Here is an 18,351-nt window from a genome sequence, read left to right as displayed (position 1 = left end):
TGAAGAGGTGGGCCAAGCACGACGACCGTGCACCTTAAGTACGAATGCAGTTAGACGGACCCAAGGAAAATTAGAATAAATGCGCAATGAATCTGAGCGCCTGAGTGGTAGTGATGAGGTTGACCTGTTTGAGCTTGTTCAAGGGGTGTGGAGGCAAAAGGTCTGGGTAGCCGTCATCGCGCTACCGATCATCATCTTAGGGGTTGCGTACGCAAAATTGGCCTCGCCAATCTATGAGGCAAAACTTTACGTTCAGCCGCCGTCACAGAATGACATCGCCCAATTGAATTATGGTCGGGGGGGCGATACTGGGCTCAGCATGCTCACTATCAAGGACGTGTATGAGGTTTATCTGCGATCACTTCAATCTGAAACTGTGCGTAACAAGTTTTTTCGTTCGGTCTATCTGCCGACGCTCAGTGACGGGGGGCGTGGCGAGTCTCGCGATGCGCTGTACAGTCAGTTCAATCGCCTCCTGAAAATCGGTGTTGCTGCAAAAGATTCGCCATCTCGGTTTGTCATCACGGCCAGTGTCGAAGATCCGCAACAAGCAGCAGTATGGGTGGCTACGTACGCGGAAATGGCAGCATCGCAAGCCAAGCTTGAAGTGCTAAAGGGAAATCAAAGCGAAGCATTGGTCAAGGCGGATAATCTTCAGCAGCAGATAGACGGCGCTCGAGCTGCAGCTCGCAAGACTCGACAGGACGAAATAATCCAGCTCAGTGAAGCGCTCAGAGTTGCTCGTTCCATTGGTCTTGAAAAGCCGCCGATTATTTCAGGTGAGGTTTCGGCCGGTATGGATGGAACTCTGACCTATATGCGCGGCAGCAAGGCGCTAGAGGCGGTAATCGCGAACCTCGAGTCACGCGCCTCTGACGACCCTTTCATCGCTGGGCTGCGCAGCAAGCAGGAAAAATTGGCTTTCTACCGTAACCTCAAGATTGAGCCTGCAGCCATCGCTGTTTATCAGCAGGATGGCGTGGTTGACCAGCCTGACAAGCCGGTAAAACCTAGGAAGGTTTTGATTGTGTTGTTGAGTGTAGTGATCGGTGTCGGCTTGGGGTTGGCGGTCGCAATGGGCAGAGATGTTTGGGTCAGGCGGAAGGCGACCTAACTATAAGGCGAATTGGTTAATGGCAAAGAGATAGTACCTGAGGTTGTTGTGAGGTGACGGATGGTGCGAGAATGGCGGCCCCGTCACCGATGACATGGGTTGTACTGATGGATGGCTCTGCTGACTGCCGAGCTATGTTCCAGGGATGCCTGTCTTGGGTGAGTTTTGCCCCTTTACTAGACAGGCGTTCGCAGTGACTAGCGTTTCTCGAGTTTCTTCAGTACATCATGCTCAGGATGAGATCGATCTCTTCAATATTCTCCAGTCGCTTTGGCGTCGCAAGGCGCTGATCGGCAGCGTCGGTATTCTGTGCGCAGTGCTTGGGGCTGTCTATGCATACCTGGTCACTCCAGTGTATGAGGTGAATACAGTTCTGCGCCCCGTGGCGTTGAACGATCTAGATTTATTAAACCGATCGAAGATCTACAACTTGCCTCCAGAGAAAGCGCTTAAGCGGGTGGGCGCTGCATTGGATTCCTACGATACACGTTGGAATTTTTTTCGGTCTCGGCCCGAGTTGATAGAAGCCTACAGTTCTATCGGTGGAACGCCAGAACAGGCTTTTAGTAACTTCAATCACGATGCGCTGAAGGTGGTGCAGCCTGACCCCAAGAAAACCGAGCTGCTGAGCGCCTATATTGGTGTGAAGATGCGCTATGAAAAAGGGCTGGATGGCGCCGCAATTCTTAACGACTTTGTGACCTACGCTGTAGAGCGAGAGCGCCTGCAGCTTACAGAAGATCTTCAGGTGATTATTGGTAACCGTTTGGCGGAAATTGACGCTAACCTGAAGTCGGCAGTTTCTGAATACGAGGCTAAAAAGCAGAGCCGAATTGCGAGGCTGGTTGAAGAGGATGATATCAAGCGGGCTCAACTGCAGGATGAGCTCAAGGCGCTACGCGTTCAGCTGAAAATGCGTCGCGAAGCTCGTTTGGCGCAACTTGATGAAGCGATCACCATCGCTAGAAGCCTGGGGCTTAAAAGACCATCGACACCGTCGGCGATGGCCGACGAATCCCTCGGAAACGCTAATGTGATTCGCACCGAGGTGAATAGTCAGCAAATTCCATTGTACTTCCTGGGGGCTGATGTGCTCGAAGCCGAGCGCAATACCTTGCGTAAACGCAGCTCTGACGATTTCACAGAGCCTCGGGTGGCTCAGATCCGAAAAGAACTGATGTTGTTGGCGTCCAACCGTCAGGTTGAAAGCCTCAAGGCTCGAAAAAATGAAGCCGTTTTTCTCGAGGGCATCGAGTCGCTGCGCGTGGAACGGATGCGCTTGCAGGGTATTGATACTGACATGAAACAGTTGCGCTTGGTGAGCATCGACCAGCAAGCGGTGGCGCCAAACCGGCCTATCAAACCACGCAAAGTCCTGATTGTTGCCTTTGCATTGGCTGGTGGTCTACTCCTGGGTGCCATCATCGCGCTCACGCGCGGTATGTTCAAATCAAGACTCCGGCAGATGAGGACTCTCGAAATTGAGGGCTCAGCCGAGCGTGTGGTGGTGCCTGGCATGGTTCGAAGCGGGGTAAACAGTTGACAGCTTGGTCGGTTGGTTGATGTCACGCTGATGCTATCCAGGCCAAGCCCTTTGCAGGGTGGAATCCGCTCGGCGATTATGGCTGCCGTCCATGCAAACTTAGATGGAACATTGGTATGCAAGTCCCTATGATTGCAGCCTCTTTCACAGGGACTGTCCCACGCGGACCTCTGTCGTTTTGAGACCTTTTACACGCAAGCGTAGCGTGCGGCATGCTGCATTAATTTGGCCGGCGACGAACGAATCGTAGGGAGCAAAGCCCCCTCTGTAGGAAAGTGACGCGGGTGGGTAGGATAATTCAAGGTGAGTTGCGAGAAATGACAGACATTAAACAGACAGTGGTAGAGAAGTTCAAAAGCAGACAGGCCTTGATTGGTATTGTGGGTCTAGGTTACGTCGGCCTGCCGCTGATGCTGCGTTACAACGCTATTGGCTTTAATGTCCTGGGCATCGATATCGATGACGCCAAGGTCGATAAGCTCAATGCCGGTCAGAGCTATATCGAGCATATTCCTGCCGCCAACATCGCCAAGGCGCGTCAGAGTGGCTTCGAAGCAACGACTGACTTTACCCGTGTGTCCGAGTGCGATGCGCTGATTCTCTGCGTGCCGACCCCGTTGAACAAGTATCGCGAACCAGACATGAGTTTCGTGATCAACACCACCGATGCGTTGAAACCTTACCTTCGCGCCGGTCAGGTGGTGTCGCTGGAAAGTACCACCTACCCAGGTACCACTGAAGAAGAGTTGCTGCCACGTGTGCAGGAAGGTGGTCTGGTTGTCGGCGAGAACATCTATCTGGTGTACTCGCCTGAGCGTGAAGACCCGGGCAACCCGAACTTCGAAACCCGCACCATTCCAAAAGTCATCGGCGGCCACACGCCGCAGTGCCTGGAGGTCGGCGTTGCGCTGTACGAGCAAGCTATCGACCAAGTCGTTCAGGTGAGCTCCACCAAGGCGGCTGAAATGACCAAGCTGCTGGAGAACATTCACCGCGCTGTGAACATCGGCCTGGTCAACGAAATGAAGATCGTTGCCGACCGTATGGGCATCGATATCTTTGAAGTAGTTGACGCCGCAGCTACCAAGCCGTTCGGCTTCACGCCTTACTACCCAGGTCCGGGTCTGGGCGGGCACTGCATTCCTATCGACCCTTTCTATCTGACCTGGAAGGCGCGCGAGTACGGCTTGCATACGCGCTTCATCGAGCTGTCGGGTGAAGTCAACCAGGCGATGCCGGAGTACGTGCTTGGCAAGCTGATGGATGGTCTCAACGAAGCCGGCAAGGCGCTCAAAGGCAGCCGGATCCTGGTGCTCGGCATCGCGTACAAAAAGAACGTCGATGACATGCGCGAATCGCCATCCGTGGAAATCATGGAACTGATCGAAGCCAAGGGCGGTGTCGTTGCCTACAGCGACCCTCACGTGCCTGAGTTCCCGAAAATGCGCGAGCATCACTTTGAGCTGAGTAGCGAACCGCTGACCGCTGAGAACCTGGCCAGTTTCGACGCCGTGGTACTGGCCACCGACCACGACAAATTCGATTACGCGCTGATCGAAGCCAAGGCCAAGCTGGTTGTGGACAGTCGCGGCAAATACCGGACCCCGGCCGCTCACATCATCAAAGCCTGATTGCGTCATCCGTAGTTGCGATCCGCCTGTGCCCATGTGGCCAGGCGGATTAACTCGTTTTATAAGGACCCCTCATGAAAAACTTTGCACTTATTGGCGCAGCTGGCTACATCGCCCCTCGTCACATGCGCGCTATCAAAGACACCGGCAACCGCCTGGTTTCGGCTTACGATATCAATGACTCGGTCGGCATCATCGACAGCATTTCGCCGCAGAGTGAGTTCTTCACCGAGTTCGAGTTCTTCTACGACCACGCCTGCAACCTCAAGCGCGACCCGGCAACTGCGCTGGATTATGTCGCTATCTGTTCGCCGAACTACCTGCACTACCCGCATATCGCCGCTGGCCTCCGCCTGGGCTGCGACGTCATCTGCGAGAAGCCATTGGTACCTACTCCGGAAATGCTTGATCAGTTGGCCCTGATCGAACAGGAAACCGGCAAGCGTCTCTACAACATCCTGCAACTGCGTCACCACCAGGCGATCATTGACCTGAAAGACAAGGTCGCTCGCGAGAACAACCCGCACAAGTATGAGGTCGACCTGACCTACATCACCTCGCGCGGCAACTGGTACCTGAAAAGCTGGAAAGGCGACCCACGCAAGTCGTTTGGCGTAGCTACCAACATTGGTGTGCATTTCTACGACATGCTGCACTTCATCTTCGGCAAGCTGCAGCGCAACGTTGTGCACTTCACCAATGAGCACAAGGCTGCTGGCTACCTTGAGTACGAGAAAGCCCGAGTGCGTTGGTTCCTTTCGGTCGATGCCAATGACCTGCCGGAATCGGTCAAGGGCAAAAAGCCAACCTACCGTTCCATCACGGTCAATGGTGAAGAAATGGAGTTCTCCGAAGGCTTCACTGACCTGCACACCACCAGCTACGAAGAAATCCTCGCGGGCCGTGGTTACGGCATCGAAGATGCGCGCCACTGTGTTGAAACGGTCAATACCATCCGCAGTGCAGCCATTGTCAGCGCCGCTGATAACGAGGCTCACCCATTCGTCGCTGCGCTGAAGCGCTGAGTCAGTGGTTCAAGAGGGTGGCCTTTAAGCGCCACCCCCTGCTTAACGATGTGAATCAACAGCAAGGTCGCGAGCTATGCGTGTCTAGAGATAACTCTAAACTGCTGGATGATGCGCAGAGCGCGCGTTCGCAGAACACCATCAGGCTGGATATTCAGGGCTTGCATGTTGTTGCCCTTCAACAAAGAATGGACTGCTGCCAGCAAGCAGGTCGAGCACCTTGGCAGAGATTTGCAAGACGTACGCTACCTGGGCTTCTCAGGAAGTAGGCTCGTGCAGTCACCTTATTTGCTAGGTGGGCTGATCTTTCGTGACGGCCATCACTTGAATGAGCTTGCTGCTCATTTGTATGGCTGTATCGCTGCGACACAATTGCAGCACGTGTTCGATAACCCTTAGTTCAGAATGAGTCTACAACCATGAGTCATTACCAGCACTCCAGTGCCATCGTCGACGAAGGCGCGCAAATCGGTAACGATTGCCGGATCTGGCATTTCGTGCACGTGTGTGGTGGCGCCCGAATCGGTGCCGGTGTATCGCTTGGGCAAAATGTGTTCGTTGGCAACAAGGTTGTGATTGGTGACCGCTGCAAGGTACAGAACAACGTATCGGTATACGACAATGTCGTGCTCGAAGAGGGTGTCTTCTGCGGTCCGAGCATGGTCTTTACCAACGTCTACAATCCACGCTCCCTGATCGAGCGCAAGGATCAGTACCGTGACACGCTGGTCAAGAAAGGCGCGACCTTGGGTGCCAACTGCACCATCGTCTGCGGCGTCACCATCGGCGAATACGCATTCGTGGGTGCCGGCGCGGTGATCAACAAGGATGTTCCTGCCTATGCCTTGATGGTCGGCGTACCGGCCCGGCAGATTGGCTGGATGAGCGAATTCGGCGAGCAGCTGGAACTGGATGCACAGGGTGAAGCTGTATGCTCACATACCGGTGCGCGCTATGTACTCAATGGCAATACCCTGAACAAGGTGGACGCGTAATCATGATTGAATTCATCGACCTGAAGAGTCAGCAGGCTCGAATCAAGGACAAGATCGACGCAGGTATTCAGCGCGTCCTGAGTCATGGCCAGTACATTCTGGGCCCTGAGGTTCAAGAGCTCGAAGAGCGCCTGGCCGCGTTCGTGGGTGCCAAGTACTGCATCAGTTGCGCCAATGGTACCGATGCCTTGCAGATCGTGCAGATGGCCTTCGGCATCGGCCCTGGTGATGAAGTGATCACACCTGGATTCACGTATATTGCTACCGCCGAAACCGTAGCGCTCTTGGGGGCAAAGCCGGTGTATGTCGACATTGACCCTCGTACTTACAATCTTGACCCGCAATTGCTTGAGGCGGCAATTACTCCGCGTACCAAGGCAATCATCCCGGTATCGCTGTATGGCCAGTGTGCTGATTACGATGCGATCAATAAGATTGCCGCTGAACATGGCATTCCGGTCATTGAAGACGCCGCGCAAAGCTTCGGTGCTTCGTACAAAGGTAAGCGCTCATGCAACCTGACCACCGTTGCCTGCACTAGCTTCTTCCCGAGCAAGCCGTTGGGCTGCTATGGCGATGGCGGCGCAATCTTCACCAATGACGAAACGCTGGCGACCGTTATTCGCCAGATCGCTCGGCATGGCCAGGACCGTCGCTATCACCATATCCGAGTGGGAGTGAACAGCCGGTTGGATACGATGCAGGCAGCAATTTTGTTGCCAAAGCTCGAAATCTTTGAAGAAGAAATTGCGCTACGTCAAAGCGTTGCTCGTAATTACAGCAATCTGCTGCATGAGGCTGGTGTGAATACACAGCCCTACGTTGAGACCTATAATATAAGTGTATATGCGCAGTTTACTGTGCGCTTAGATAACCGTGACGCAATGCAAGCCAAACTCAAGGAAGCTGGTATCCCGACAGCAGTGCATTATCCCATACCCTTGAACAAGCAACCGGCTGTGGCAGATCCAGACGCCTACCTTCCTGTAGGGGACGAGGTTGCCGATCAAGTGGTCAGCCTACCAATGCACCCTTACCTGACTATTGAAGAGCAAAAGAAAATAGTGGCGGCGTTAAAAGCGTGCTGAAAATTTATCGAGCCTTAAAGGGCGGTCGTAGTGAGTTCCTACGCAACGTGGTGACACTTATGACAGGCACCACGCTTGCTCAAGCGATCCCTATCGCTGCTATGCCTTTGTTGACTCGTTTGTACACGCCTGAGGATTTCGGCGTTTTGGCATTGTACATGTCAATTGCTGCAATGATCTCGGTGGTGATCAATGCGCGTTACGAAATCGCGGTCATGCTGCCGGAGCGCGACGAAGACGCCGCTAGCCTAGTAGTGCTTTCTGTCTCGATTGCCGCTGGAATTAGCCTGCTTCTACTAGCAGGCATTTACGTTTTCAACGACGCGATTCAAGGTTGGTTGAATAATAGCGCCATCGGTCTGTGGCTTTACCTGATTCCTTTCACGGTGTTTGTCACTGGGCTGTGGCAGGCACTCAACTATTGGAACAATAGAGCAAAAAAATACAAGCGCCTCGCTGTTAGCCGCATTGTTCAAGGCGGAGGGATGACGGCGGCGCAGTTCAGCTTGAGTTGGCTGGCGGGCGGAGGGCTTGTTCTCGGTTACCTAGCTGGCCAAGTAGCGGCTACAGCCGTTTTTCTTGCTAAAATTTGGCGAGAAGATCGAAGTGCGATCTCTCAAGTAACGGCTGCGTCAATTCTCCAAAATGCCAAGCGCTATAGTAAATTTCCAAAATATTCAAGCGGCGGAGCATTGCTCAACAATGCTGCAACGCAAATGCCGGTATTGATGCTGAGCAAATTTTTTGAAACGCATATTGTCGGTGTTTTCAGTTTGACCTTTCGGGCGCTGAATCTGCCGATGAGTTTGATCGCGGCTTCGTTTTCTCAAGTGTTATATCAGCGCTTTGTAACGATTCATCGAGATCGTCCTGAGATCCTTGCGCGATATGTATTTAAAGTATTTCTGATGCTATTGGCGCTGATGATACCATTAATAATAGTCGTATGGTTCTTTGGGGGGCAGATTTTTGGCGTGGTATTCGGTGAGGCGTGGCGACAGGCTGGCGAATATGCTGCCATACTAATTTTTGCGATAGCGATACGGTTTTCTGTGAGCCCGTTGAGTACTGTGTTGGCAATGGAGCATAACATCAAACTCGGTACTGCTTGGCAAGTGATTTATTTCATAACAGTCACTGGTACGTTATATATATTTCGAAACTCTGAAATTTCCAAATTTATACTCGCCTTTACCTTGCATGATGTAGTGCTTTATAGTCTTTATTTAGTATTTATTTTATATGGTGCTAGACGATCAAGTGCGGCTGGTGATGGTGGTGGGGAAGATTGCGGTAAGCGGGTGATTTAAACTTATTTAAGTGGCTGGTGTGTTTGGTGGATATGAAATCAATATGTATTAGTGCGCTTGTCGAGAGCGGAGCTCCAAGCCCAATTTACCGAAATAACGAACAAAAACTTGGGACAGGTCGCTTATGAAAATTGCTCATCTTACATCGGCTCACCCCCGTTATGATACACGTATCTTTCTCAAAGAGTGTCGAAGCCTAGCAATAGCCGGTTATTCGGTTCATCTAGTTGTAGCGGATGGCAAAGGCGAGGAGATAAAGGAACTGGTCAGTATTCATGATGTGGGGCGGCCTATCGGGCGGCTTAATCGGATGATCACCACTACACAACGTGTGTATGAGCGGGCTGTTAAAATTGACGCAGAAATCTACCATCTGCACGACCCTGAGTTGTTACCCGTAGGACTGAGGCTTAAGCGTCTTGGTAAAAAGGTGATTTTTGATGCTCACGAAGATTTGCCTAAGCAGCTCATGGGTAAGCCGTATCTAAATAAAGTATCAAGAACAGTACTTTCGAATGTGTTTAGGGTGTTTGAAAGGCTTGTATGCAAGCGTTTCGATGCGATCGTTACCGCAACTCCATTCATTACTGAAAAATTTCAGCTCATAAATTCGGTCAGTGTTACAGTGAATAACTTTCCGCTGCTAGGTGAGCTCTCCGGTGGAGAAATAGATTGGAGCGAAAAGACTAAGAGTGTCAGTTATATCGGTGGCATCGCTTCTATCAGAGGCATATCTCAAGTGGTCTCGGCAATGGCTCTTGTGAAAAGCGGCGCACGTTTGCAACTGGGTGGCCGTTTTTCTGAGAGCTCAGTAGAAGTAATCGCTAAGGCAGATCCAGGATGGGAGCGTGTCGACGAACTCGGATTTATTGATAGGGAAGGAGTGCGCGACGCACTTTCCCGTTCAGTGGCCGGTCTAGTGACCTTCTTGCCTGCCCCGAACCATGTTGATGCCCAGCCTAACAAAATGTTTGAATATATGAGTGCGGGGGTTCCTGTTATCGCCTCCAACTTTCCTCTTTGGCGTGAAATTATTGAAGGAAATTCATGCGGAGTCTGTGTCGATCCGCTTCAGCCACGTCAAATAGCCGAAGCCGTTGACTATCTTATTGAAAATCCAGATCTCGCAGAGGAAATGGGGCGCAGTGGGCAGCGCGCGGTGCACGAGAAATACAATTGGTCGATTGAGGAAAAAGCCCTGCTAGGGCTTTACGATCGGTTGGCGAAAAAAAGGAATTCAAAATGAAGATATTAACCGTTGTAGGTGCTCGACCTCAGTTTATCAAAGCCAGCGTGGTGTCTCGGGCGATAGGGCAACGGAAGGAGCTGACCGAAACTATAGTGCATACAGGTCAGCATTTTGATGCGAATATGTCGGACGTCTTTTTTGATCAGCTAGGAATCCCACGGCCAGATCATCAACTTAATATCAGTGGCGGCACTCATGGCGAAATGACCGGGCGAATGCTCATGGACATCGAGAAGGTCATCATGTCTGAGAAGCCTGATAGAGTGCTAGTGTACGGGGATACCAACTCAACCCTCGCCGGTGCCTTGGCGGCAGCGAAGTTGCATGTGCCAGTGGCTCATGTTGAGGCAGGATTGCGTAGTTTCAATATATGTATGCCTGAGGAAGTAAATAGAATACTCACGGATCAAATGAGTGATATTCTTTTTTGTCCGACTGTTACTGCTGTCGCAAATCTGCATAACGAGGGTTTCGACAGAAAACCGGTAGAGATTCTGAACGTTGGTGATGTAATGCAGGACAGTGCGTTATATTTTGCGCAACGGGCTGTTAAACCTACAGCTGTATCAGCTGATCTACCCTTTGTGCTGGCCACCTTGCATCGTGCAGAGAATACAGACGATCCTTCGCGCTTGCGTCAAATAGTTGGTGCACTGAATGATATTCACGCCACTATCGCAAAGGTGGTTTTACCGTTGCACCCACGTACTAGAGGTGTTATCGCCAAGCTGGGATTGGAATTGAACGTCAATGTAATCGATCCCGTTGGGTATTTGGAAATGCTCTGGTTGCTGCAGAGCTGTGCATTGGTTCTGACAGATAGCGGAGGCGTTCAAAAAGAAGCGTTTTTCTTTAGAAAGGCCTGCGTGACCATGCGAGACCAGACGGAATGGGTAGAGCTAGTTGATCGTGGAGTCAATCTTCTGGCCGGAGCGGACCGCAAGGTGATCCTCGAATGTGTTCGTAAGCAATCTAGCACAGTCGTTGAGGATGCTGAGTGTCTGTATGGCGGCGGGCAAGCAGCAGAGCGTATTGCAGATTATCTTTGTCGAAGCTGATGTTCCGATTGTGCGTATGGCCTCAAAAATAGGTGGGTAGTTCCGCTTCTTACTAATCTTACGGTCCGAAGAGTAAGGCGTTTCAAAAATGAAAAGTGCTTGGATTCTTAATCACTATGCGCAAGAGCCTGGCGCGGCGGGAGGTACTCGTCACTATAGTTTGGCTAAGCATCTAAGAGCGAGTGGATGGAATGCCTCAATAGTCGCCGCTAGTGTAGATCACCAGTCTGGCAGGCAACGACTTGCCAATGACGAGTTCTCTAGGCTTGAATACCATGACAGTGTTCCTTTTCTGTGGTTGAAGACTTCTCCGTATTCGGGCAACGGAGGGGGGCGTATGCGCAATATGCTCGAATTCGCCGCACGCCTTGTTTTTTCGAGAGCCCTGAAAAAACTGCCAAAACCTGATGTGATTGTGGGGTCGAGCGTTCACCTTTTTACTGGGCTGGCTGGTTTGGTCCTGGCTTGGCGTTACAAGGTCCCCTTCGTGTTTGAGGTTCGCGACCTTTGGCCGCAGACTCTTATCGATATGGGGCGCCTCAAAGAAAGATCTCTAGTCACGCGAATCTTGCGCGTGCTGGAGCTATTTATTTACAGGCGCTCGCAGCGGATCGTCGTACTTCTGCCAGCAGCGTGGCAGTACATCGTGCCACTGGGCATTCCTAAGTCGCGTATCGAATGGATACCAAATGGCGCTGATCTATCGTCTTTTCCTTACTATCCTATATCTGAAAGGTTGAATAGGAGTTGCTTCACACTCATGTATTTGGGGGCGCATGGGCAGGCGAACGGGCTTGTACATATCTTGGAAGCGATGAAAATAGCTAATGAAAAGGTAACAGATAGCAAGATCTTGTTAAGAATGGTTGGTGATGGCCCTCTGAAGAGTGATTTAATCCGACATGCTCGTGCCCTCGGACTGGATAATGTATTTTTTGAAGAGTCAGTAACAAAAACGCAGGTTCCTGAGCTTGCACGCGAGGCGGACGCCTTCCTGATTTCTGTTTTGGATCTGCCTAATCTCTATCGTTTTGGCATAAGCATGAATAAGTTATTCGATTATCTCGCTGCTGGTCGGCCGACGATCATCGCGTCGGGTGCTGTAAATAATCCAATAGCCGATGCAGGGGCTGGAATAACTGTCTCACCAGTCTATCCTGAGGAGATGGCCGACGCTATTGTGAAGCTTGCCTCCGCTGAAAATTGCGAGCTAGAGGCAATGGGCTTAGCTGGGCGGAGATATGTTGAAGCTAATCACGAGTATGCCAAGTTGGCAAATCGTTTTGCTGACGTGTTAAACGATGTTGTCAACGAAGCACGATAGTTTCGTGGAGTTTTCTTATGAAGCGCTTAATTGATATTGTGGTTTCGGCTTTCGCTTTACTCTTGCTAGCTCTACCGCTGTTGGTTCTCTCTTGGTTCGTCTATCGAAAGCTGGGCTCACCTATTTTATTTCGTCAGGTCAGGCCAGGGTTGCACAGCAAGCCTTTCGAAATGATTAAGTTTCGAACAATGACGAACGCTAAGGCGGCAGGTGGCGAAATGTTGTCTGATGCGCAGCGCTTAACTACATTTGGGCGTTTTTTGAGAGCGAGCAGTCTTGATGAGTTGCCTGAACTGTGGAATGTCCTCAAGGGTGAGATGAGTCTGGTTGGTCCTAGGCCTCTGTTAATGGAGTATTTGCCGCTTTATAATGAACATCAGAATAAACGTCATAGGGTAAGACCGGGGGTAACAGGCTGGGCTCAGGTGAATGGGCGGAATACGATCAGTTGGGAGGAAAAATTTGATCTCGATGTGTGGTATACAGAAAACGTTTCTATCCTACTAGACTTAAAAATTATTCTAATGACCATATTTAAGGTATTTAAGCGGGAAGGAATAAGCGCGAGTAACGACGCGACAATGCCGAAATTTACTGGCACGAAGCAATGAAGCGTTTAGCCATCCTAGGGGCTAGCGGGCACGGGAAGGTGGTTGCCGACCTAGCGGAGTTGAATGGTTGGGGTCTCATTGAGTTTTATGATGATGCCTGGCCAAGCGTGCAGTTCAATAATCACTGGCCAGTCGTAGGTACATTCGCGCATTTGCAAGAGCGGACTGGAGAGTACGAAGGTATTTTAGTAGCTATCGGGAATAACGCCGTTCGTCACGCTAAGCTGGTATCCCTTGGGGCACTGGGTGCAATTATACCGACGTTGGTGCATCCCGCAGCTTGTGTCAGTCGTTATGCTTCTATCGCGCCCGGCACTGTGGTTTTTGCTGGAGCTGTAGTGAACGCGGGGGCGGTGGTCGGAAGCGGCTGTATCCTAAATACTTCGTGTAGCGTCGATCATGATTGCACGTTGTCAGAGGCCGTGCATGTTAGCCCAGGTGCGCATCTGGCAGGAGGAGTGGCCGTAGGTCCTCTGAGCTGGGTGGGAATCGGCGCCTGTGTCAAGCAGGAGATACGCATCGGAGCCAAAGTTCAGGTTGGAGCGGGCGCAGTTGTAGTGTGTCCGATTGCCGATAACCAGGTTGTGATCGGGATACCCGCCAAGCCAAAGGCGGGAAATTTGTAGGCTGTACAACGTTATGTAAGCTTGACGATTATTGCCATTCTAGGGCTAACCTTTTAATCATTCTAGGAGTCAACCGTGCTCAATAGTCCATTTGCACCCTGGCCGTCCTTCAGTCTAGAAGAAGCTGACCGCGCCCGCGATGTGATCCTATCCAACAAGGTCAACTACTGGACTGGCACCGAATGCCGAGAGTTCGAGAAAGAGTTTGCCGAGTGGGCGAAATGTGCCTATGCCGTTGCTGTGGCAAATGGAACCGTCGCGCTGGACCTTGCTCTTAAGGCGCTGGGTATCGGTCAAGGAGATGAAGTTGTAGTTACATCGCGCACTTTTCTTGCGTCGGTGTCGAGCATCGTGAACGCGGGAGCTGTTCCTATTTTCGCTGATGTCGATAGGAACTCTCAAAATATCAGTGTCGACACTATTCGTACGGTGTTGTCCAGCCGCACTAAAGCAATAATCTGTGTGCATTTGGCAGGTTGGCCATGCGATATGGACCCGATTATGGCATTGGCCGCAGAGCGCGGATTGAAAGTGATCGAAGACTGCGCTCAGGCACATGGTGCGTTATATAAAGGTCGACCCGTGGGGTCGATCGGCCACATTGGGGCATGGTCATTTTGTCAGGATAAGATCATGACAACCGCAGGGGAGGGTGGCATGGTCACGACGAATGACCGAGCGCTTTGGTCCAGTATGTGGTCGTTCAAGGATCATGGGAAAAGCTGGGAAGCCGTTTATGAGCGCCAGCATGAATCGGGCTTTCGCTGGCTTCACGAAAGCTTCGGTACCAACTGGCGAATGCTAGAAGTTCAAGGAGCTATTGGTCGAATTCAGTTGCGGCGTATGCCTGAGTGGCATGCGCGTCGAGCGACCTATGCAAAGCAGCTTTGGGATTGTGCTGTCCAATTACCAGCAATACGTGTACCGGACGTTCCAAGCGAATATGTGCACGCGGCTTATAAGTGCTACGTCTTCATTGAGCCCTCGCGACTCAAACCGGGCTGGGACCGCGATCGCATCATTGCCAAAGTCATTTCGCTCGGTGTTCCATGTTTCTCTGGTTCGTGCTCTGAAGTCTATTTGGAGAAAGCTTTTGACGGAACTGGATTTCGACCGGAGCGCCGCTTGGTGGTTGCCAAAGAACTGGGTGAGACAAGCCTTATGTTCCTCGTCCATCCAACCCTTACCCAGGCAGAAGTCGACAAAACCTGCGCTGTTCTCAGTGAGGTAATGAAAGTCGCAGCTCAGGAATGAAGCCTAAGATAAAGGCTGGTTATTCGCCGAAGGTCTAAATGTTCGTCCCAGGCGGAAGCAGTTCGATAACAGTATTAAAATAGGAAGGATCTAACGTGGTTTGGGAGAGCAAGCGAATGACAGACAGGGTACGTAGTGGCATGTTGTCGCTTCCTAGGCGATACAAGCGTGCACTGCAGGTTGTCACTGACGTAGTGCTCGTCTGGATCGCGCTCTGGCTGGCGTTCTTGGTGCGTTTAGGCATCGGGAAAGTGTTCGAGCCCTTTTACACACACTTTTGGCTTTTCGTTGCCGCCCCCATTATTGCCATTCCTATTTTCATTCGGTTTGGTATGTACCGAGCCGTAATGCGCTACTTTGGCAACGACGCTTTGATCGTAATTGGTAAAGCGGTATCGCTCTCTTCACTACTGCTAGCCGTTATGGTTTATTGGCACAGCAATCATTCGGCGGTCGTGCCTCGTTCTATTGTATTCAACTATTGGTGGTTGAGTCTTGTTTCCATTGGCGGCTTACGATTGATCATGCGTCAATATTTTCTTGGGGACTGGTTTGCAGCACGCCAGCATATGCCCTTTACTAATAGGGATAATGGATTGCCGAAAGTGGCAATATACGGTGCTGGTGCAGCGGGAAACCAGCTGGTTGCTGCGCTTCGGATTGGTAAGGCCATGCGCCCAGTTGCTTTTATCGATGACGATGAGATAGTTGCTGATCGTGTGATCTCTGGTATTCAAGTATTCCGCGGTCAGGATATTCAGAAGATGATCGACATGACCGGCGCGGAAGAGATTTTGTTGGCGATACCATCTGCCTCTCGTTCGCGTCGACGAGAAATCCTAGGCTTTCTAGAAAAGTATCCCCTCCACGTTCGAAGCATTCCGGGCTTCATGGATCTAGCAAGTGGACGGGTCAAGGTAGATGACATTCAGGAGGTGGATGTCGCAGACTTGCTGGGCCGCGACTCTGTTCCTGCTCAAAGCGAGCTTCTTGCTCATTGCATCACAGGAAAGGTGGTTATGGTCACCGGTGCTGGAGGTTCAATCGGCTCCGAATTATGCCGTCAAATTCTGATGCTTGAGCCTAAAACGTTACTTTTATTTGAGCATAGTGAATTTAATCTCTATAACGTTCACGGAGAGCTAGAGCGGCGGATCAGGCGGGAGTCTTTATCAATTCACCTCGTCCCCTTCCTCGGATCGATTCGCAATCAGCAGCACCTTTTCGATACGATGTCCATGTGGCGGGTGGATACGCTATACCACGCCGCAGCTTATAAGCACGTACCGATGGTTGAGCACAATATAGCCGAAGGTGTATTAAACAATGTTATTGGTACGTTGAATACGGCTCAGGCGGCTTTACAGGCCAATGTGGCCAATTTCGTGCTAATTTCGACGGATAAAGCTGTCCGCCCTACGAATGTGATGGGTAGTACAAAGCGTTTAGCTGAGATGATTCTTCAAGCCCTCAGTAAGGAAGTCGCACCAGTGCTTTTTGGCGACTCCGCAAATGTCGCCCGAGTAACCAAAACGCGATTTACTATGGTTCGTTTCGGAAACGTACTTGGCTCATCCGGATCCGTAATTCCGCTGTTTCATAAACAAATCAAATCAGGTGGGCCGCTGACTGTTACACATCCCAAGATTACTCGCTATTTCATGACTATCCCCGAAGCAGCACAGTTGGTAATCCAGGCGGGTTCTATGGGACAGGGGGGGGACGTATTTGTTCTGGACATGGGCGAGCCAGTGAGAATCGCAACCCTTGCGGAAAAAATGATTCATTTGTCAGGCCTCAGTGTCAGGTCGGAGACTAATCCACACGGTGATATAGCGATTGAATTCACCGGTCTACGTCCGGGGGAGAAGCTCTACGAAGAATTGTTAATCGGCGATAATGTACTCCCGACTCAGCACCCGATGATCATGGCGGCTAATGAAGACTATGTGGCATGGGATGAGCTGAAGGAGCGTCTCTCGGATTTGTTGCAGAGCATCCAACAAGAAGATTTTTCGCGTGTGCGTCAAATTCTACGTGAGTTGGTTAGCGGGTATTCTCCGGAAGGCGAGATTGTTGATTGGGTATATTTGCAGCGTCGGCAAGATGTTTAATCTACTATGGCTAGGAGTCTCCTATGAAAATTATACTTGTCGCGTGAGTAGGCGATGTTTTTGAGCTTTATTATCTAAAATTATATATGTAAACTGTCGGGTGCTCTCATCGATGCTTCGGGGGGGCGCTTCTCTAGAAACTTAACCTTCCTATGCATCATTTTCGCAGACCAAGGCTAGTAATGAAGATACTCAAATGGATTTCAATTGCGTTGATTGCAATTACTACGACAGTAGTTTTCGTAGTATTTGCTGTCCCGTACATACTGGGTGTGCCCCAGAATCGTCTTCCAGATAATACTCAAGCTAAGATACTGAAAGCACTAAGGTCTTGGGATAGCCTGAAGCCAAGCTATGCAGGTCATATGGAACAGTACGATAATAATGGTGATTATCTTGGCTATGGTCGCGGACCTTGTAGGCCGAACACTCGAAATTCAGATGACGGTAAGGGCGTGATGCAACGGGTTATTGAAGGGGAGCGGTATTACCATCCGGTTTTAAGTGCCCAGTGTGGGCTTAAGGCGTATGGCCTGTACATCAAGGGTGACAAGAATCAATATAAGTCTATATTAGCATATGCGGACAACTTGGTGGCTTTGCAAGATCAGCGTGGTGCTTTCCAATACCCATTCCCTTATAAGTATTATCTTTCGGGCGAGATACTCGCTCCTGGGTGGGTTTCTGGAATGGCACAGGGTCAAGCCTTGAGCTTTCTTGCCCGAGCTTATCACGTTACTAAAGACCAAAAGTACATACAAGCGGGTAGAAAAGCTTTGACCTTTATGCAGGTCAGTACTAAAGATGGCGGCGTTATGACGACGCTCAATGATTTTTCTTCCAAGTATAAAAATGAAATATTTTTCGAAGAATATGTATCCACCCCGGCAAACTACACATTAAATGGATACATGTTCGCGCTATTGGGGGTGTATGACTGGTCTCAGCTTGATCAAGCTATAACTGCTGATCAAAGCACCGCAAGTGATCTTTTCAAGCGGGGAATGCAGAGCTTGCGTATACTTCTTCCTAGCTATGACCTTGGGAAGGTAAGTGCTTATGACCTTGGATATGTAACCTTCAAGGATAAAACACCTCACATCTCGTCGGGTTATCATGCTGTGCATATTTTCCTGCTTAACGCTATATATAGTATTACGGGGGACGAGATCTCGAAAGATTATCGAGATCGTTGGATTTTGTACATGAATCCAAAGGCGCGAGAGATAAGTGAAAAGCTGGCAGAAAAAAATATTTCTTGGCCAATTTTAAATTAATATCCCAGGCGTAGCTGCTCATGCGTGGCTTCGCCTTACTGTTGCAGATAAGTAACCGCTCCACAAACCCCACATTCAAAGTCACCAACTGATCCCCGATGCTGTGCTCCCGATTCCTTTCCGGAGCCAGCA

General features: G+C 50.6%; 15 protein-coding genes. All 15 read left to right on the top strand.

The annotated features are described in order from the left end of the window. Positions 1–79: 79 nt before the first annotated feature. The 15 genes from C6382_RS21320 to C6382_RS21245 all read left to right on the top strand — a co-directional run bounded on the left by C6382_RS21320 (position 80) and on the right by C6382_RS21245 (position 18,219). Entirely contained in the window at positions 80–1,114 is a 1,035-nt protein-coding gene (locus C6382_RS21320; RefSeq protein WP_107026302.1) for an LPS O-antigen chain length determinant protein WzzB, read from the top strand. 193 nt (positions 1,115–1,307) lie between these two features. Then, positions 1,308–2,657, top strand: a complete 1,350-nt coding sequence (locus tag C6382_RS21315; RefSeq protein ID WP_256589168.1) for a Wzz/FepE/Etk N-terminal domain-containing protein — start codon at positions 1,308–1,310, stop codon at positions 2,655–2,657. Positions 2,658–2,974: 317 nt separating this feature from the next. Further along, entirely contained in the window at positions 2,975–4,288 is a 1,314-nt protein-coding gene (wbpA, locus tag C6382_RS21310; RefSeq protein ID WP_107026300.1) for a UDP-N-acetyl-D-glucosamine 6-dehydrogenase, read from the top strand. A gap of 74 nt (positions 4,289–4,362) precedes the next feature. Next, the gene (gene wbpB, locus C6382_RS21305; RefSeq protein WP_107026299.1) at positions 4,363–5,313 is read left to right on the top strand and encodes a UDP-N-acetyl-2-amino-2-deoxy-D-glucuronate oxidase; all 951 of its coding nucleotides are present in this window, start codon (positions 4,363–4,365) and stop codon (positions 5,311–5,313) included. 419 nt (positions 5,314–5,732) lie between these two features. Beyond that, positions 5,733–6,308: a UDP-2-acetamido-3-amino-2,3-dideoxy-D-glucuronate N-acetyltransferase gene (gene wbpD, locus C6382_RS21295; protein WP_107026297.1), complete on the top strand. Its 576-nt coding sequence runs from the start codon at positions 5,733–5,735 to the stop codon at positions 6,306–6,308. Positions 6,309–6,310: 2 nt separating this feature from the next. Beyond that, positions 6,311–7,396: a DegT/DnrJ/EryC1/StrS aminotransferase family protein gene (locus C6382_RS21290; RefSeq protein WP_107026296.1), complete on the top strand. Its 1,086-nt coding sequence runs from the start codon at positions 6,311–6,313 to the stop codon at positions 7,394–7,396. Continuing rightward, positions 7,390–8,706 (top strand): lipopolysaccharide biosynthesis protein, encoded by a 1,317-nt coding sequence (locus tag C6382_RS21285; protein ID WP_107026295.1) that lies wholly within the window; start codon positions 7,390–7,392, stop codon positions 8,704–8,706. The genes C6382_RS21290 and C6382_RS21285 overlap by 7 nt, the downstream gene beginning before the upstream one ends. A gap of 124 nt (positions 8,707–8,830) precedes the next feature. After that, positions 8,831–9,952: a glycosyltransferase family 4 protein gene (locus tag C6382_RS21280; RefSeq protein ID WP_107026294.1), complete on the top strand. Its 1,122-nt coding sequence runs from the start codon at positions 8,831–8,833 to the stop codon at positions 9,950–9,952. Then, positions 9,949–11,013: a non-hydrolyzing UDP-N-acetylglucosamine 2-epimerase gene (wecB, locus tag C6382_RS21275; RefSeq protein ID WP_107026293.1), complete on the top strand. Its 1,065-nt coding sequence runs from the start codon at positions 9,949–9,951 to the stop codon at positions 11,011–11,013. The genes C6382_RS21280 and wecB overlap by 4 nt, the downstream gene beginning before the upstream one ends. Positions 11,014–11,101: 88 nt before the next feature. Then, the gene (locus tag C6382_RS21270; RefSeq protein WP_107026292.1) at positions 11,102–12,337 is read left to right on the top strand and encodes a glycosyltransferase family 4 protein; all 1,236 of its coding nucleotides are present in this window, start codon (positions 11,102–11,104) and stop codon (positions 12,335–12,337) included. A gap of 17 nt (positions 12,338–12,354) precedes the next feature. Further along, positions 12,355–12,948, top strand: coding sequence for a sugar transferase (locus C6382_RS21265; protein ID WP_107026291.1), 594 nt, complete (start codon positions 12,355–12,357; stop codon positions 12,946–12,948). Continuing rightward, positions 12,945–13,574, top strand: a complete 630-nt coding sequence (locus C6382_RS21260; protein WP_107026290.1) for an acetyltransferase — start codon at positions 12,945–12,947, stop codon at positions 13,572–13,574. The genes C6382_RS21265 and C6382_RS21260 overlap by 4 nt, the downstream gene beginning before the upstream one ends. Before the next feature lie 75 nt (positions 13,575–13,649). Further along, positions 13,650–14,828, top strand: a complete 1,179-nt coding sequence (locus C6382_RS21255) for a DegT/DnrJ/EryC1/StrS aminotransferase family protein (protein ID WP_107026289.1) — start codon at positions 13,650–13,652, stop codon at positions 14,826–14,828. A gap of 116 nt (positions 14,829–14,944) precedes the next feature. Next, a complete protein-coding gene (locus C6382_RS21250; protein ID WP_107026288.1) occupies positions 14,945–16,942 on the top strand; it encodes a nucleoside-diphosphate sugar epimerase/dehydratase in 1,998 nt (665 codons plus the stop codon). Positions 16,943–17,124: 182 nt separating this feature from the next. Next, complete coding sequence (locus C6382_RS21245; RefSeq protein WP_158262116.1) at positions 17,125–18,219, top strand: D-glucuronyl C5-epimerase family protein; 1,095 nt, start codon at positions 17,125–17,127, stop codon at positions 18,217–18,219. Positions 18,220–18,351 lie beyond the last annotated feature (132 nt).

Source organism: Pseudomonas sp. BBP2017, assembly GCF_003024385.1.
GTDB lineage: Bacteria > Pseudomonadota > Gammaproteobacteria > Pseudomonadales > Pseudomonadaceae > Aquipseudomonas.
This window is presented reverse-complemented; position numbering and strand designations above follow the sequence as displayed.

What these genes read in the sequence shown, in the direction of transcription:
- C6382_RS21280 (WP_107026294.1), top strand. Translation starts at nt 8,831, where the DNA reads ATGAAAATTGCTCATCTTACATCGGCTCACCCCCGTTATGATACACGT.
- wbpD (WP_107026297.1), top strand. Translation starts at nt 5,733, where the DNA reads ATGAGTCATTACCAGCACTCCAGTGCCATCGTCGACGAAGGCGCGCAA.
- C6382_RS21290 (WP_107026296.1), top strand. Translation starts at nt 6,311, where the DNA reads ATGATTGAATTCATCGACCTGAAGAGTCAGCAGGCTCGAATCAAGGAC.
- C6382_RS21260 (WP_107026290.1), top strand. Translation starts at nt 12,945, where the DNA reads ATGAAGCGTTTAGCCATCCTAGGGGCTAGCGGGCACGGGAAGGTGGTT.
- C6382_RS21320 (WP_107026302.1), top strand. Translation starts at nt 80, where the DNA reads ATGCGCAATGAATCTGAGCGCCTGAGTGGTAGTGATGAGGTTGACCTG.
- C6382_RS21265 (WP_107026291.1), top strand. Translation starts at nt 12,355, where the DNA reads ATGAAGCGCTTAATTGATATTGTGGTTTCGGCTTTCGCTTTACTCTTG.
- wecB (WP_107026293.1), top strand. Translation starts at nt 9,949, where the DNA reads ATGAAGATATTAACCGTTGTAGGTGCTCGACCTCAGTTTATCAAAGCC.
- C6382_RS21270 (WP_107026292.1), top strand. Translation starts at nt 11,102, where the DNA reads ATGAAAAGTGCTTGGATTCTTAATCACTATGCGCAAGAGCCTGGCGCG.
- C6382_RS21250 (WP_107026288.1), top strand. Translation starts at nt 14,945, where the DNA reads ATGACAGACAGGGTACGTAGTGGCATGTTGTCGCTTCCTAGGCGATAC.
- C6382_RS21245 (WP_158262116.1), top strand. Translation starts at nt 17,125, where the DNA reads ATGAAGATACTCAAATGGATTTCAATTGCGTTGATTGCAATTACTACG.
- wbpA (WP_107026300.1), top strand. Translation starts at nt 2,975, where the DNA reads ATGACAGACATTAAACAGACAGTGGTAGAGAAGTTCAAAAGCAGACAG.
- wbpB (WP_107026299.1), top strand. Translation starts at nt 4,363, where the DNA reads ATGAAAAACTTTGCACTTATTGGCGCAGCTGGCTACATCGCCCCTCGT.